Origin of the sequence: Streptomyces sp. NPDC088252 (assembly GCF_044740965.1) — a bacterium.
Classification (GTDB): Bacteria; Actinomycetota; Actinomycetes; order Streptomycetales; family Streptomycetaceae; genus Streptomyces.
On the sequence record NZ_JBIURS010000007.1, the window covers coordinates 290,733 to 305,170 of the forward strand.

Below are 14,438 nucleotides of genomic sequence, written 5' to 3' on the forward strand. Positions count from 1 at the left end.
CACCCGCCGCACACCCGTACACCCGACTTCTTCTTCACAAGGACGTGAATCAGATGCGCACATCCATCCGGATCTCGGCCGTAGCCGTCGCCGGCGCGCTCGCCCTGACCACCCTGACCGCCTGCGGCGGCGACTCCACCTCGGCCTCCGGGGGCAAGGACGACAAGGTCAAGATCATGGTCGGGGGCCTGGACAAGGTCATCTATCTGCCCGCGATGCTGACCGAACGGCTCGGCTACTTCAAGGAGGAAGGGGTCTCGGTCCAGCTCCTGACCGAGCCCGCGGGTGTCCAGGCGGAGACGGCCCTGGTCTCCGGCGATGTCCAGGGCACGGTGGGCTTCTACGACCACACCCTGGACCTTCAGGTGAAGGGCAAGCAGGTCGAGTCGGTCGTCCAGTTCTCCCATGCTCCCGGCGAGGTCGAGATCGTCTCGAACCAGGCGGCGGGTGACATCAAGTCGGCGAAGGACTTCAAGGGCAAGAAGCTCGGAGTGACGGGTCTCGGCTCCTCGACCGACTTCCTGACGAAGTACCTTGCCGTGAGCAACGACGTGCAGACCAGCGATTTCACGCCCGTGGCCGTCGGAGCGGGGCAGACGTTCATCTCCGCGCTTCAGCAGGGATCCATCCAGGGCGGCATGACTACCGACCCGACCGTCGCCACCATCCTGGACAAGAAGCTCGGCAAGGTCCTCATCGACATGCGGACCCCCGAGGGCTCCCAGCAGGCGCTCGGCGGCCCCTACCCCTCCTCCAGCCTCTACATGCAGACCGAGTGGGTCGACAGCCACAAGGAAACCGTGCAGAAGCTGGCCAACGCCTTCGTCAAGACGCTGAAGTGGATGTCCACGCACAGCGCCGACGAGATCGCCGCGAAGATGCCCGCCGACTACGCCCAGGGCGGCGGCAAGGCTCTCTACGCGGAGGCGATCAAGAGCACCCTGCCCATGTTCACCACGGACGGTGTCATGCCCGCGGACGGCCCCGCCACCGTCGAGCGGGTCCTGAAGGCCTTCAACCCGAACCTGAAGAACGCGAAGGTGGACCTCGACAAGACGTACACCACGGAGTTCGTCAAGAAGGCGGGCTGACCTCGGGCGTCGATGACGCCCGCACCCGGCGGAGCCCGGCACTGAACGACTCGTCACGTCGTGCGAGTCGTCCGGCCGGAGCTCCGCCTCCCGCGTTCGTCCGCCTACTGCTTCCAGTTCGGCGGCTGGGCGGGGTCGAGCGTGCGCCACTGGGCGAGGACCTCGGGGTCCTGCGCGTCGAGCCAGTCGGTCAGTTCACGGAAGGACACGCAGCGCACCTCCTTGCGCGGGCAGACCTCCCGCATCGTCTCCTCGACAGCGTCCATGTAGATTCCACCGTTCCAGCCCTCGAAGTGATTTCCGATGAACAGTGGTGCACGACTGCCGTTGAACACCCGCTCGAATCCCGCGACATAGGAGTCCCGCACCTCCTTGCGCCACGTCGGGAACTTCGCGGGGTCGCCCTCGGTGCTGCCTTCCGACTGGTTGTAGAGGAAGTTGAAGTCCATGGACAGCACCTGGAAGTCCTTCCCGGGGAACGGCAGCATCTGCAGTGGAAGGTCCCAGACACCGTTCTTCTTGGACGGCCAGATCTGGAAGTCCCCCGGGGAGCTGGCGTCGTAACGCCAGCCGAAGGGCTTGGTCGCGGGCAGAAGGGTCTTCTGGCCTTCGAGACAGGGAGCCCGCCCGCCGACGACCTCGCGGGTCGGGTCGAACGGCAGCGGATCGAGGTCGGTGAAGCCCGTGTTCGTCTTCCAGTTCTGCACGAAGGAGTAGAACTGGTTGATCTCACTGATCCACTCGGACGTGCTCCAGTCCCCACCGCCCTTCTTGTCGCAGAAGTGGCCGTTGAAGTGGGACCCGATCTCGTTCCCCTCCCGCCAGGCGTCGCCGAGCTGTTCCAGCGTCATGCGGATGTGCTCGCGCGTCGGGTACGAGATCGCAGCCGCGCCGGGTTTGTGCTGGGGTGGCTCGTAGAGGTTCCTCTTCTCCTTCGGAAGCAGGTAGATGCCGGTGAGGAAGAACGTCATGTGCGCGTTGCTCTCCTTCGCCGCACGGCGGAAGCGCGAGAACATGCGATCGTCGCCCTCCAGCGCGCCGTCCCACGAGAACACCACGAACTGGGGTGGCTTCTCACCTGGCTTGAGGCGCTCGGCCTTCAACTGGCGCGGCTGCGGACCGGTGTAGGACGTGGAGCCGTCCCCCAGAATCCTGACCTTCCCGTCCCACTTCTCCTCCTTCCTCCTGCCGTCACCATCACGATGCGCCCGTGCGGTGGGCGTGGGTGCGGCCACGGTGCTGGTGCCCTGCTGCGGTGTCCGGCCGTCCGAGTCACCGGACGTCAGCGGGACGACCACCGCGGTGACCGAGGTCACGAGGCATGCCGAGAGCCCGAGTGCGACACGGGGCGTCAGTCGGGCCCGTATTCGGCGAACGGCCGTCTCTGCTCTGGTGTCTGTCACTTCGTCATGGCTTCCGTGTAGGTGTTCCAGATCCGGGACGGGAGCTTCTTGCCGTTCGCGGAGGTGCCGCCGATCCCCTTGAGCGGCAGAGGCGCGAGACTCTTCGTGAGGTCCATGCGGTACATGACCACGGCCGTGGCAGCGACCCGGTCGTATCCGACGTACCAGCGCGCGGTGTCGTCCTCGGTGGTTCCGGCCTTGGCGGCGACCGGTGAGCCGGAGGCGACACCGTTCTCCCCGCCGGGTCGTGCGAGGGACGCGGTGACCTCGTCGGCGACGGCGGAGCGTACGGCGCGCTTCGCACGCGGCAGATCGAGCCGGACCGGCTCGCCGTTGCGCGTGACCTTGCGGACCGAGTACGGATCGGTGTGCATGCCGTGCGCAGCGAACATGCCGTAGGCGTCGGCCATACGGATGGCGCTCGGTGTGGAATTGCCCATCGAGAAGGAAGGGACGGGCGGACCGAAGCTCGACGGGAGCAGTCCGGACGCCTCGGCCGTACGGCGGACCTGCTTCAGTCCCGCATCCATGCCGAGCTGGAGGAACGGGGAGTCCACGGACTTCGCCAGGGCGTCGTGCAGACTGATGCGGCCGTAGGAGCGGTTGCCGTCGTTGTGGCCCTTGACCATCTTGCCGCTGCGGTCCCAGTACGGCCCCTCCGCGGTCATGACGGGGATGTCGTCGTCACCGTCGTACATGGTCGAGGGCGTGACGACGGTCCGGGGGCCGTTGCGCTCGCGCGAGACGCCGTGCTCCAGACCTGCGGCGTAGACGAAGGGCGTGAATGCCGAACCGGCCGGGACGGTGCTCGCGTTGGACTCGTTGAAAGCCTGCCGCTCGAAGTCCGGTCCGCCGTACACGGCGAGGATCCGGCCGTCCGGGGCGACGGACGCGGCCCCGAACCGGGCATGGCGATCGGCCTTGCGCTGCTTGGGATCGAGTGTCTCGCGCGCCTCCTTCACGGCCTGTGTGAGGGCGTTCATCCGCGGCTTCTCGAACGTCGTGTAGATCTGGTAGCCGCCGAGGTCGAAGCGCGCGTCGGAGATGTCCCCGGCGCGTTTGGCGTACGACTCGGCGAGCTGGAGCAGGTAACCGTTCTGCCCGGCCGTGGTGTTCGGCTTGTGAGGTGGCTTCGGCTCGGGAAAGGTGGTGTACCGGGCGCGTTCGGCCGGGCTCAGCCTGCCGATCTCCACCATTCGGTCCAGCGTCCACTTCCACCGTTTGACGGCGCGGGCGTGGTTGCGGGGGTTGACGGCGGGATCGTAGAGCGAGGCCCCTTTGAGCAGTGACGCGAGGAACGCGCCCTCGCTGGCGTCGAGTTGCGTGACCTCTTTGCCGTAGTACGCCTGGGCCGCGCGCTGGAGACCATAGGTGCCCCGTCCGAACCAGCTGGTGTTCAGATAGTCCTCAAGGATCTTGTCCTTGCTCACCCGAACGGTCGAGCTTGACCGCGAGCAGCATCTCGGTGAACTTGCGGGAGAAGGACTGGTCCTGCGAGAGGTAGACGTTCTTGACGTACTGCTGGGTGATGGTCGAGCCGCCCTGGGTGTCTCCCTCGCCGACCGTGCGCCACAGCGCGCGGGTGATCCCCTGGGCCGATATGCCGTGATCCGAGTAGAAGTCGGCATTCTCCGCTGCCAGTACGGCCCACCGGACATCGTCGGGGATCTTGGACAGGGGCATCTCCTGGCGGCTCACCCAGCCCGTACGGGCCATGGGAGAACCGTCGGCCCAGTAGTAGACGGTGTCCTGCTGGGTCGCGAAGGCGTTGAGATCCTCCGGGATGTCCGTCCGCGCGTAGGCGATGCCCACCACGGTCGTGAGCGTCGCGGTGAGCATCAGGAACGAGCCCGTGACCAACCGCCAGGAGGGCACCCATCGCCTCCAGCCGCTTCGGCCCGCGCGCGGATAGTCGGGTCTGCGCGGCAGGCGCGGACGTGGCCGCTTCGCCTGTTTCCGGCGTCCCGTCCCAGGGGCGCGTAACGACCGAGCGCCATGCGCCGTTCTGCTGAATATGTTGTGCTGTGTCATTTCGTCCAGCCATGACAGGCCGGGCCGGCCGCTGACTTCGACCGTGCCCGTACATGTGTAGTGGTCACTGCTCGTCCGCCGCACTCCGTGCAGGCCGGACCTCCCGGGGCCCTGCGGACGTCTGCCCGCGATCGGCGGGCGGCGGAATCATTCGTCCCGGCCGGTGTACGGCATGTGCAACCTCAGGTTCAGTTCAGGCCGTGCGGCTGCTGATCGGACCGAAACGCCCGGAGGGCGGTCACTGGCTCCGCCCTCGCCCACTCCGCCGCAGCCAAGGCCAAAGCGTGACCGAGAGTTGCGTCGCGAAGTCACGTAAAGATAACAGGCCGCCGGGGCGGGTCATGCCGCCCGGACCCGACCGGCCGTCGGTGGGTGGGCAGTTGGGTCCGGAATGGGACGGGTTCGCGCCCGGGTTCCCCTGAGTGGTGGCCGAAGTGTTCGCTTTCGGGTGACTTCACGGCCGGTCGCATACTGGTGACGCATCGTCAGTGGTCGACCATCGCATCATCGGAATCCGCCCGGACCGGGACGGACCGGGGTGTTGGGAGGCCGGTGTGCACATCCTGCTCGTGGCGAGCGCGTTCAACAGCCTCACTCAGCGTGTTCATGCCGAACTGAGGGACGGTGGCCATACCGTCGCGGTGGAACTCGCGACTTTGGACGCGTCCGCGCGCGACGTGTCGCTGCGGCGGGCGGTGCGCGAGTTCGCGCCCGACCTCATCCTGGCCCCGTTGCTGAAGACCGCCATCCCTCGGGACGTATGGGCGGCGCACACCTGCATGGTCGTCCACCCCGGCCCCCCGGGCGACCGCGGGCCGTCCTCCCTCGACCGGGCCGTCCAGGAGGGCGCGGACACCTGGGGCGTGACCGTCCTGCAGGCCGGCGAGGAGATGGATGCTGGGGACATCTGGGCCTCGGAGACCTTTCCGCTGCCTGCGGTGGGCAAGAGCGACCTCTACCGCAACGAGGTCTCCGACGCCGCGTCGCGGGCCGTGCACCGCGCCGTCGAGCGCTTCGCGTCCCGCACGTATGTTCCCCGTCCGCAGACCGGCGGCGACAAGGAGCTGTGTATCCGCACCCGGCCGTTCCTCCGCCAGGAACACCGCCGCATCGACTGGCGGTCGGACTCCACGGCGACGGTCCTGCGCAAGCTGCGGGCCGCCGATTCCTCCCCCGGGGTGCTCGACGAACTGCTCGGGGGCGAGTGGTTCCTGCACGGGGGACACCCCGAGCACGAACTGCGCGGCAGGCCGGGCGAACTGGTGGCCGTACGCGAGGAGGCCGTCTGCCGCGCGACGGTCGACGGTGCGGTGTGGATCCCCGAACTCCGCCCGCGCCGCAGACCGGGCGGGGACGCCACGTTCAAACTGCCGGCTGTGACGGCTCTCGCCGGACGTCTGCCCGCACTGCCGGAGCACCCTGCGCCGCTGTACGACGAGGAACGCGGGCGCGGCTGGAGCGACATCGGCTACCGGGAGGTGGGACAGGCCGGTTTCCTCAGGTTCTCCTTCCCCGGAGGCGCGATGAGCACGACGCAGTGCCGGCGCCTGCACGACGCCTACCGGCTGGCCTGTCGACGTCCCACCTCGGTACTGGTGCTGGGCGGCGCCCGGGACTTCTTCTCCAACGGGATCCACCTCAACGTCATCGAGGCCGCCGCCGACCCCGGCGAGGAGTCCTGGGCGAACATCAACGCCATGGACGACCTCGTGGAGTCCGTGCTGACCACCACCGACCGGCTCGTGGTCTCCGCGGTCGGCGGCAACGCGGCCGCGGGCGGGGTCATGCTCGCGCTCGCGGCGGACGAGGTCTGGTGCAGGTCGGGAGCGGTGCTGAACCCGCACTACCGCCTGATGGGGCTGTACGGCTCCGAGTACTGGACGTACACGTTGCCACGCCGGGTGGGGGAGGAAACCGCCGAGCGCCTCACCGGGCGGGCGCTGCCGGTGAGCGCCGAGTCCGCCGTGCGGCTCGGTCTGGCCGACCGGACGGTCGACTGCGACGCGCAGTCCTTCGCGGGCGAGGTCGTACGGCTGGCGAGCCGGCTCGCCGAGTCGCCGGCGGCCCTGTCGCGCATCGCCGCCAAGAAGACCGAACGGGACCGGGACGAGGCCCGCCGACCCCTGGCCGACCACCGGGCGGCGGAGCTGGCCGAGATGCGGCGGATCTTCTTCGACCCACGGTCCTCCTACCACGCGCTGCGCCATGCGTTCGTGCTCAAGAGTCCCCCGGCAGGGTCCGAACCGAAGACCCCGGGCCCGCCCGCGGCCGGCCGGTCCTGTCGGAAGGACGGCGTCACCGCACTGGCGGCGCACCACGCGGCACCCGCACCGAGTGCTTGCTACGAAGAACAGTGAAGGCCGATCCGCCGGCCTTCGTGTGTCTCTTTCCAGGGAGGCATCCTCATGGATGCAGCAACGTCGAACACCGTGGACGCACAGGCCGCGGCCACCGAGGAGGACTCCCCGATCCACATCCTCTGGATCAACGCGGGGCTGAGCTGTGACGGCGACTCGGTGGCCCTGACCGCCGCGATGCAGCCGAGCATCGAGGAGATCGTGACCGGTGCGCTGCCCGGCCTGCCCAAGGTCCAGGTCCACTGGCCGCTGATCGACTTCGAAAGCGGTCCGGTGGGTGGTGCGGACACGTTCATCGAGTGGTTCTTCAAGGGCGAGCGCGGCGAGATCGACCCGTTCGTGCTGGTCGTCGAGGGTTCCATCCCGAACGAGACGATCAAGCCCGAGGGATACTGGTGCGGCTTCGGCGACGATCCGGAGACCGGCCAGCCGATCACCACCAGCGAATGGATCGACCGGCTGGCGTCCAAGGCCCTGGCCGTCGTCGCCATCGGCACCTGCGCCACGTACGGCGGGATCCACGCGATGGCCGGCAACCCGACCGGCGCCATGGGCGTGCCCGACTACCTCGGCTGGGACTGGAGGTCGAAGGCCGGTATCCCGATCGTGTGCGTGCCCGGCTGCCCGATCCAGCCGGACAACTTCTCGGAGACCCTGACGTATCTGCTGTACCAGGCGGCGGGCGCCGCTCCGATGATCCCGCTCGACGACAAACTCCGGCCGACCTGGCTGTTCGGTGCCACCGTGCACGAAGGGTGCGACCGGGCCGGCTACTACGAGCAGGGAGAGTTCGCCGAGACCTACGACTCGCCCAAGTGCCTGGTCAAGATCGGCTGTTGGGGACCCGTCGTCAAGTGCAACGTACCCAAGCGCGGCTGGATGAACGGCATCGGAGGCTGTCCGAACGTCGGCGGCATCTGCATCGCCTGCACCATGCCGGGCTTCCCCGACAAGTTCATGCCGTTCATGGACGAACCCCCGGGCGCCAAGCTCTCCAGCACCGCCAGCGGTGCGTACGGGGCGGTCGTCCGCAGACTCCGGACGATCACGGCGAAGACCGTGGACAAGGAGCCGAAGTGGCGGCACAAGCGGGGCCGGCTGAGCACCGGCTACCGGCCCCCGTGGTGACCACGCCCGACACACCGACCGCACCGCACACCTTCCGGTGACGACCCCACCGCACGTTTCTCAGAAGGGCTACGGCACATACGATGGCACCGACAACTAAGGCGGCCGGCGACGGCAGCGGCCTGGTGGAGATGGCCTGGGACCCGATCACCCGGATCGTGGGCAGTCTCGGCATCCACACGAAGATCGACTTCAAGCAGAAGCGGGTCGCGGAGTGCTACAGCACCTCGTCGGTGTTCCGCGGCTACAGCGTCTTCATGCGGGGCAAGGACCCCCGCGACGCACACTTCATCACCAGCCGGATCTGCGGGATCTGCGGCGACAACCACGCCACGTGCTCCGTGTACGCACAGAACATGGCGTACGGAGTGAAGCCGCCCCACCTCGGTGAGTGGATCATCAACCTCGGCGAGTCCGCGGAGTACATGTTCGACCACAACATCTTCCAGGAGAACCTGGTCGGGGTCGACTACTGCGAAAAGATGGTCCGCGAGACCAACCCCGGCGTCCTGGAGCTCGCCGAGCGCACCGAGGCGCCGCACGCCGGGGAGCACGGCTACCGCACGATCGCCGACATCATGCGGTCGCTCAACCCCATCGAGGGCGAGTTCTACCGCGAGGCCCTCCAGGTGAGCCGCTACACGCGGGAGATGTTCTGCCTCATGGAGGGGCGCCATGTGCACCCCTCCACGCTCTACCCGGGCGGCGTGGGCACGGTCGCCTCCGTCCAGCTCTTCACGGACTACCTCAGCCGCCTCATGCGGTACGTGGAGTTCATGAAGCGGGTCGTGCCCCTCCACGACGACCTGTTCGACTTCTTCTACGAGGCCCTGCCCGGGTACGAGGAGGTCGGCCGCCGACGGGTGCTGCTCGGCTGCTGGGGAGCGCTCAACGACCCCGAGCACTGCGACTTCACGTACGCCAACATGAGCGACTGGGGGCGCAGGATGTTCGTCACCCCCGGTGTGATCGTGGACGGCAAGCTGGTCACCAACGACCTCACCGAGATCAACCTCGGCATCCGGATCCTGCTGGGCAGTTCGTACTACGACGACTGGCAGGGCAAGGAGCAGTTCGTCACCCACGACCCGCTCGGCAACCCGGTCGACCCGCGCCACCCGTGGAACCAGCACACGATCCCCGCACCGCAGAAGCGGAACTTCGACGACAAGTACAGCTGGGTGATGTCGCCGCGCTGGTTCGACGGCAAGGACCACCTGGCCCTGGACACCGGCGGCGGCCCCATCGCGCGCCTCTGGTCCACCGCGCTCTCCGGGCTCGTGGACGTCGGCTACGTCAAGGCCACCGGCCACAGCGTCGTCATCAACCTGCCGCGCACGATGACCAAGCCCGAGACCACCTTCGAGTGGCAGATCCCGAAGTGGAGCAACGCGCTGGAGCGCAACCGCGCCCGCACCTACTTCCAGGCGTACGCGGCCGCGATCGCGCTGCACTGCGCCGAGAAGGGACTTGAGGAGGTCCGCGCCGGACGTACCGGGACGTGGGAGAAGTTCGACGTCCCGGACGAGAGCATCGGTGTCGGATTCACCGAGGCCGTGCGCGGCGTGCTGTCGCACCACATGGTGATCAGGGACGGCAAGATCGCCAACTACCACCCCTACCCTCCGACGCCGTGGAACGCCAGTACCAGGGACACCTACGGAACCCCCGGGCCGTACGAGGACGCGGTGCAGAACACACCCATCTTCGAGGAGAACCCGCCGGAAAACTTCAAGGGCATCGACATCATGCGCACCGTCCGCAGCTTCGACCCCTGTCTCCCGTGCGGGGTCCACATGTACGTCGGTGGCGGCAGAACCGTGCAGAAGATGCACGTACCCACCGGCCTGAGCGGACTGGGCGGATGAGCGTGGCAGCGAGGGCGCTCGACGCGGAGCAGGCCGGACGGCGCATCGACGAGGTGCTCGAGCGGGTGACGGCAGCCGGTGACGGGAATGCCGTCGCGGCGGCCGAGGAACTGGTGCGGGTCCTGATGGACTTCTACGGCGCCGGGCTGGCCCGGATCATCGACGGGCTGCGGGCCGTCCCGGGCCGCGACACCGCCGACACGCTGGACGAACTCCTGGGCGACGACCTCGTGTCGAGCCTCCTGGTCCTGCACGACCTGCACCCCGAGGACACCGGAACACGGATCGGCCGGGCGCTCGCGGCCGTCCGCGACCCCGTCGAGGTCGTGGCCTTCGACGAGAGCACGGGCACCCTGCGCCTGCGCACCACCGGCACGGGCGGCTGCGGCTGCGCCGGCGCGCCGGAGGCACAGCAGCAGATCGAGAACGTCCTCGCCTGCTTCGCGCCGGAGGTGACCACGGTCGAACAGGAGCCGGGCTCCGCCACTCGGGAACCGGCACTCCTCCAGATCGGATCCCGTCCGCCGCAGGCCGCGCCGGCCACCCGGGCGACCGCGGCCGGCAGATCATGAGCGCGCCCACGACGCAGGCCCGACGGGCCGCCCCCGCCTCGGGCCTGCAGACACTGCGACGGCTCGCGGCACCGAGTGGACCCCGGCAGGAGCAGTGCGAACTCTGCGGAGTACGGGTCACCGAGGGGAACCACCGGCATGTGGTGGACACCGAACAGCGCTCACTGGCGTGCGCCTGCACACCGTGCGCCCTGCTGTTCGAACGGCCCGGTGCCGCACAGGGCCGGTTCCTGAGCGTCCCGGACCGCTATCTGGCCGACCACGACCACCGCTTCGACGACAACGCGTGGGAACTCCTGCAGATCCCGGTCGGGGTCGCCTTCTTCTTCCGCAACGCCGCACTGGACCGGCTGGTGGCGTTGTATCCGAGCCCTGCCGGAGCAACCGAGAGCGAACTCGATCCATCGATCTGGCAGACGGTCCTCGGCGGAAGCCGCCTCGCCGAACTGCTGGAACCGGATGTGGAGGCGCTGTTGTTGCGCCGCTCCGAAGGCCGGGTCGAGTGCTATCTCGTACCGATCGACATCTGCTACGAACTGGTGGGACGCATGCGTCTGTTGTGGCAGGGCTTCGACGGCGGAGCCGAGGCCCGTGCCGATCTCCGGGCCTTCTTCGCACACGTCGAACGCCGCTCCGGGGCAACAGCGGGGGAGCAACGGCGATGACGGAGTTCACCTTCACCTGCACCGGCGTACGCGCCGACCCGTACGCCGCGGGCCCCACCCTCGTGTTCCGCCTCCGTGTCACCGCCTCGCCGGGCGCCCGGGTGCATGCGATGGCGTTGCGCTGCCAGATCCGCATCGAGCCCGCCCGGCGCGACTACGAACCCGCCGAGGCCGCGGGACTGGCGGACCTGTTCGGCGAGCGCCCGCGCTGGGGCAGCACGCTCCAGCCCGTGCAGTTCGCCCAGGTCCCGGTCATGGTCCCCGCGTTCACCGGGGAGACCGAGACGGACGTCGTCGTGCCCTGTACCTACGATCTGGACATCGCCGCGACACGGTATCTGAACGCGCTGACGGACGGTGAGGTGCCGCTCCTCATGCTCTTCTCCGGTACCGCGTTCACCGGATCCGGCGGCTTCCGGGTCGAGCCGGTGCCGTGGGACCTGGAAGCTCCTTTCCGGATGCCGGTGACGGCGTGGCAGGAAATGGTCGAGCAGCACTTTCCGGGGTGCGGCTGGATCCGTCTCCCTCGCGACACCATGAACGAACTGCTCGCGTTCCGCTCCCGGCACGCACTGGCGTCCTGGGAGTCGACCGTCCGGGCCCTTCTCGACGCCGCCGGACCCACTGCCCCTCAGCAGCACCGGGACTGCGCCGGCGCCGGACTCGCCGGGCTCGCCGAAAGGACGGCGCAATGACCGCGTCCACTCTCACTCCCGCGCTGGAATCGCGATTCGCCACCGCCCGCGGGGTGGCCGACGCGGTCCTCTTCGAGGGCTACGTCCTGTACCCGTACCGTGCGTCGGCGGCCAAGAACCGGCTCCGCTGGCAGTTCGGGGTGCTCGTACCACCGGCCTGGACGGCGGCCGCCGACGAGCACGACTTCCAGCACACCGAGTGCCTCATGGAACCGAAGGCCGAGGCGACCCTGGCGGCCGAGGTGCGCTTTCTGCACGCCCGACGACGCATCGTGCAGCGGCTCCGCGAGGACGGCGGCTTCGAGACCGTTCCCGAACTCCACCTCACCGACCGGGTCCTCGTTCCCTGGGACGAAGGGGTGGAGGAACGGATCGAGGTGCTCGCCACCGTGGCCGAGCTCACCGGCGACGGCGTCGTCGTCCCGTTCACGCGCCCGGCGCGCGAGGAGAGCGAGACCGTGCGCGACGAGGACGGCCGGACCGTGGGTCGGCTGGTGCGCCGCTGCGAGGAGATCAGCGGGACGCTACGGCTCCGTGCCGCCGAACTCGATGGCCCCTACCGGGCGATGCGCCTCACCGCCGTCGTGGAGAACACCAGCACATGGACCCCGGACGCCGATGACGGCGACCGCGACGCCGCCCTGCCCAGATCGCTGGTGGCGGCACACCTCCTCCTCGGCCTCGACGCAGGCGCGTTCCTCTCGATGACAAACCCTCCTGAGTGGGCCGCGGGGGCGGTCGCGGACTGCCGGAACCTGCACACCTGGCCCGTACTGGCCGGTGAGCCCGGCCGCGCGGACCTGATGCTCTCGTCCCCGATCATCCTGGAGGACCATCCGGCCATCGCCCCGGAGAGCCCCGGAGCGCTCTACGACTCCACGGAGATCGACGAGATCCTGGCCCTGCGCACGGCGGCCCTGACGGACCGGGAGAAGCGCGAGGCCAGGGGGACGGACGACCGGGCGGCGGCCGTGATCGACCTCGCCGACTCGATGCCCCCCGAGGTCCTGGAGCGGCTGCACGGCGCGGTGCGGGCCCTGCGGGAGGTCACCGAACCGGGTGCGCCCGCGGTCGTCGCGCCGGACGGCCGTGCGCGAGTCCCGGAGGAAGCCGACACCTACGACCTGGTCCGCCCGGACCAGCCGTGGTGGGACCCGGCCGCCGACGACGGGGTCGACCCGGCACGCGACCGGGTCCTCGTGGACGGCCGCCCGGTGGGCACGGGCAGCCGTGTGCTGCTGCGGCCGGGCCTGCGCCGCACCGACGCCCAGGACCTCTTTCTGCGAGGCCGCAGCGCACTGGTCGAGGCGGTGCTCCACGACGTGGACGGAGGAGTCCACCTCGCGGTCACCGTCGAGGGCGATCCGGGTGCGGACATCCGGCGCGAGCAGGGGCGGTTCCTCTACTTCCAGCCCGACGAGATCGCACCACTGGAGGACGCATGACACCGCCCTCGGCACAGCGGGCGACCACGCTGGTCGCGGGCGTCGGCAACATCTTCCTCGGCGACGACGGCTTCGGTGTCGAGACCGTACGGCGACTGACCTCGGAGCCTCTGCCCGCCCACGTCGAAGCGGTGGACATCGGCGTGCGCGGAGTCCACCTCGCGTACCAGCTCCTCGACGGATACGACACGCTCGTCCTGATCGATGCCACCCGACGCGGCGGCGATCCCGGGACGCTGTATCTGATCGAGGCCGACCGACCCGGCCGGATCGAGCCCCAGGAGGCCCTGCTCGACGGCCACCGGATGTCCCCCGACACGGTCCTGACCCTGCTGGAGACCCTGTGCGCCGGGACCGGATGCAGGCCCCCGCAACGCACGCTGGTCGTCGGATGCGAACCCGCACGCGTCGACGAGGGCATCGGTCTGAGCGCCCCCGTGGCCGCCGCTGTTCCGCAGGCCGTGGACATGGTGCTGCGCCTGGTGCGGAACGACGAACAGACCACGCCCACCCCACAGCCGGCAACAGGCACGGCCGTGAACTGAGGAGACGAACACCATCATGAAGAAGATCATCATCGGCGGCGCGGTCGCCGCCGCCCTCGCCGCGCTCCTGGCCCAGGTACTGCCCGACATCAAGCGCTACGTGCGTATGCGGTGCATGTGAGGGCAACGGGCTCCGGCGCGGAGCCGGGCTGCACCGAATGACGTACCTGGCGCTCGGCGTCGGCGAGCCGACCCGATGGCGACGGCCACCCCCGGTCTAATGACGCGGGCAGGACGGAGACCCATGCACGAGATGTCCATCGCCATGGCCGTCGTCGGCCAGGTGGAAGAAGCGGCCCGGCCCGATGGCGCCGTCGGCGTCACATCCGTCCGGCTCCAGGTCGGCGAACTGGCCGGAGTGGTACCGGACGCACTGTCCTTCTGCTTCGAACTGGCCTGTGCCGGGACCGTGCTGGAAGGCGCGGAGCTGATCGTCGACTCCGTACGGGCGAGAGCGCGCTGCGCGCCCTGTGCGGACGAATGGGCGGTCGGAATGCCACCGGTGCTGTGCTGCCCCGTGTGCGGCGAAGCGACCGCGGAGCTGCTCTCGGGCCGCGAACTGCAGATCGCCGACGTCCACTGGGACGACGGCCCCGCGCACGGACACAACCGTGAACCGATTTCCGAGGAGCGCTGAA

12 protein-coding genes and 1 pseudogene are annotated in these 14,438 nt (G+C 69.0%); 11 read left to right on the plus strand and 2 right to left on the minus strand.

Going from position 1 to position 14,438, the window contains the following annotated elements:
• Window positions 1-53 precede the first annotated feature (53 nt).
• Entirely contained in the window at window positions 54-1,091 is a 1,038-nt protein-coding gene (locus ACIOHC_RS17340) for an ABC transporter substrate-binding protein (RefSeq protein ID WP_351076512.1), read from the plus strand.
• 104 nt (window positions 1,092-1,195) lie between these two features.
• Here ACIOHC_RS17340 and ACIOHC_RS17345 read toward each other — a convergent pair whose 3' ends face one another.
• Both ACIOHC_RS17345 and ACIOHC_RS17350 read right to left on the minus strand, forming a co-directional pair.
• Window positions 1,196-2,407 carry a hypothetical protein gene (locus tag ACIOHC_RS17345; protein ID WP_365690136.1) on the minus strand — a complete coding sequence of 404 codons (1,212 nt, stop codon included), beginning with the start codon at window positions 2,405-2,407 and terminating at the stop codon, window positions 1,196-1,198.
• A gap of 83 nt (window positions 2,408-2,490) precedes the next feature.
• A pseudogene (locus tag ACIOHC_RS17350) lies at window positions 2,491-4,525 on the minus strand (transglycosylase domain-containing protein).
• Window positions 4,526-5,079: 554 nt separating this feature from the next.
• On the opposite strand from ACIOHC_RS17350, the gene ACIOHC_RS17355 reads away from it, so the two are divergent.
• From ACIOHC_RS17355 to hypA, 10 genes are all read left to right on the plus strand, one after another.
• Entirely contained in the window at window positions 5,080-6,882 is a 1,803-nt protein-coding gene (locus ACIOHC_RS17355; protein ID WP_351076507.1) for a hydrogenase maturation protein, read from the plus strand.
• Window positions 6,883-6,930: 48 nt separating this feature from the next.
• Window positions 6,931-8,010: a hydrogenase expression protein HypE gene (locus tag ACIOHC_RS17360; protein WP_351076504.1), complete on the plus strand. Its 1,080-nt coding sequence runs from the start codon at window positions 6,931-6,933 to the stop codon at window positions 8,008-8,010.
• 83 nt (window positions 8,011-8,093) lie between these two features.
• Window positions 8,094-9,878, plus strand: coding sequence for a nickel-dependent hydrogenase large subunit (locus tag ACIOHC_RS17365; protein ID WP_351076501.1), 1,785 nt, complete (start codon window positions 8,094-8,096; stop codon window positions 9,876-9,878).
• Window positions 9,875-10,450 carry a hypothetical protein gene (locus ACIOHC_RS17370; RefSeq protein WP_351076498.1) on the plus strand — a complete coding sequence of 192 codons (576 nt, stop codon included), beginning with the start codon at window positions 9,875-9,877 and terminating at the stop codon, window positions 10,448-10,450. The genes ACIOHC_RS17365 and ACIOHC_RS17370 overlap by 4 nt, the downstream gene beginning before the upstream one ends.
• Window positions 10,447-11,115, plus strand: a complete 669-nt coding sequence (locus tag ACIOHC_RS17375) for a DUF5947 family protein (protein ID WP_351076495.1) — start codon at window positions 10,447-10,449, stop codon at window positions 11,113-11,115. The genes ACIOHC_RS17370 and ACIOHC_RS17375 overlap by 4 nt, the downstream gene beginning before the upstream one ends.
• Window positions 11,112-11,810: a DUF6084 family protein gene (locus ACIOHC_RS17380; protein WP_351076494.1), complete on the plus strand. Its 699-nt coding sequence runs from the start codon at window positions 11,112-11,114 to the stop codon at window positions 11,808-11,810. Before ACIOHC_RS17375 ends, ACIOHC_RS17380 begins: the two co-directional genes overlap by 4 nt.
• Window positions 11,807-13,255 (plus strand): hypothetical protein, encoded by a 1,449-nt coding sequence (locus ACIOHC_RS17385; RefSeq protein ID WP_365690145.1) that lies wholly within the window; start codon window positions 11,807-11,809, stop codon window positions 13,253-13,255. Before ACIOHC_RS17380 ends, ACIOHC_RS17385 begins: the two co-directional genes overlap by 4 nt.
• Window positions 13,252-13,800, plus strand: coding sequence for a hydrogenase maturation protease (locus tag ACIOHC_RS17390; protein WP_365690147.1), 549 nt, complete (start codon window positions 13,252-13,254; stop codon window positions 13,798-13,800). The genes ACIOHC_RS17385 and ACIOHC_RS17390 overlap by 4 nt, the downstream gene beginning before the upstream one ends.
• A gap of 16 nt (window positions 13,801-13,816) precedes the next feature.
• Window positions 13,817-13,921: a DUF6893 family small protein gene (locus ACIOHC_RS17395; RefSeq protein WP_389637029.1), complete on the plus strand. Its 105-nt coding sequence runs from the start codon at window positions 13,817-13,819 to the stop codon at window positions 13,919-13,921.
• Window positions 13,922-14,044: 123 nt separating this feature from the next.
• Entirely contained in the window at window positions 14,045-14,437 is a 393-nt protein-coding gene (gene hypA / locus ACIOHC_RS17400; RefSeq protein WP_351076489.1) for a hydrogenase maturation nickel metallochaperone HypA, read from the plus strand.
• Window position 14,438 lies beyond the last annotated feature (1 nt).

What these genes read in the sequence shown, in the direction of transcription:
- ACIOHC_RS17340 (WP_351076512.1), top strand. Translation starts at nt 54, where the DNA reads ATGCGCACATCCATCCGGATCTCGGCCGTAGCCGTCGCCGGCGCGCTC.
- ACIOHC_RS17360 (WP_351076504.1), top strand. Translation starts at nt 6,931, where the DNA reads ATGGATGCAGCAACGTCGAACACCGTGGACGCACAGGCCGCGGCCACC.
- ACIOHC_RS17365 (WP_351076501.1), top strand. Translation starts at nt 8,094, where the DNA reads ATGGCACCGACAACTAAGGCGGCCGGCGACGGCAGCGGCCTGGTGGAG.
- ACIOHC_RS17370 (WP_351076498.1), top strand. Translation starts at nt 9,875, where the DNA reads ATGAGCGTGGCAGCGAGGGCGCTCGACGCGGAGCAGGCCGGACGGCGC.
- ACIOHC_RS17375 (WP_351076495.1), top strand. Translation starts at nt 10,447, where the DNA reads ATGAGCGCGCCCACGACGCAGGCCCGACGGGCCGCCCCCGCCTCGGGC.
- ACIOHC_RS17380 (WP_351076494.1), top strand. Translation starts at nt 11,112, where the DNA reads ATGACGGAGTTCACCTTCACCTGCACCGGCGTACGCGCCGACCCGTAC.
- ACIOHC_RS17385 (WP_365690145.1), top strand. Translation starts at nt 11,807, where the DNA reads ATGACCGCGTCCACTCTCACTCCCGCGCTGGAATCGCGATTCGCCACC.
- ACIOHC_RS17390 (WP_365690147.1), top strand. Translation starts at nt 13,252, where the DNA reads ATGACACCGCCCTCGGCACAGCGGGCGACCACGCTGGTCGCGGGCGTC.
- ACIOHC_RS17395 (WP_389637029.1), top strand. Translation starts at nt 13,817, where the DNA reads ATGAAGAAGATCATCATCGGCGGCGCGGTCGCCGCCGCCCTCGCCGCG.
- hypA (WP_351076489.1), top strand. Translation starts at nt 14,045, where the DNA reads ATGCACGAGATGTCCATCGCCATGGCCGTCGTCGGCCAGGTGGAAGAA.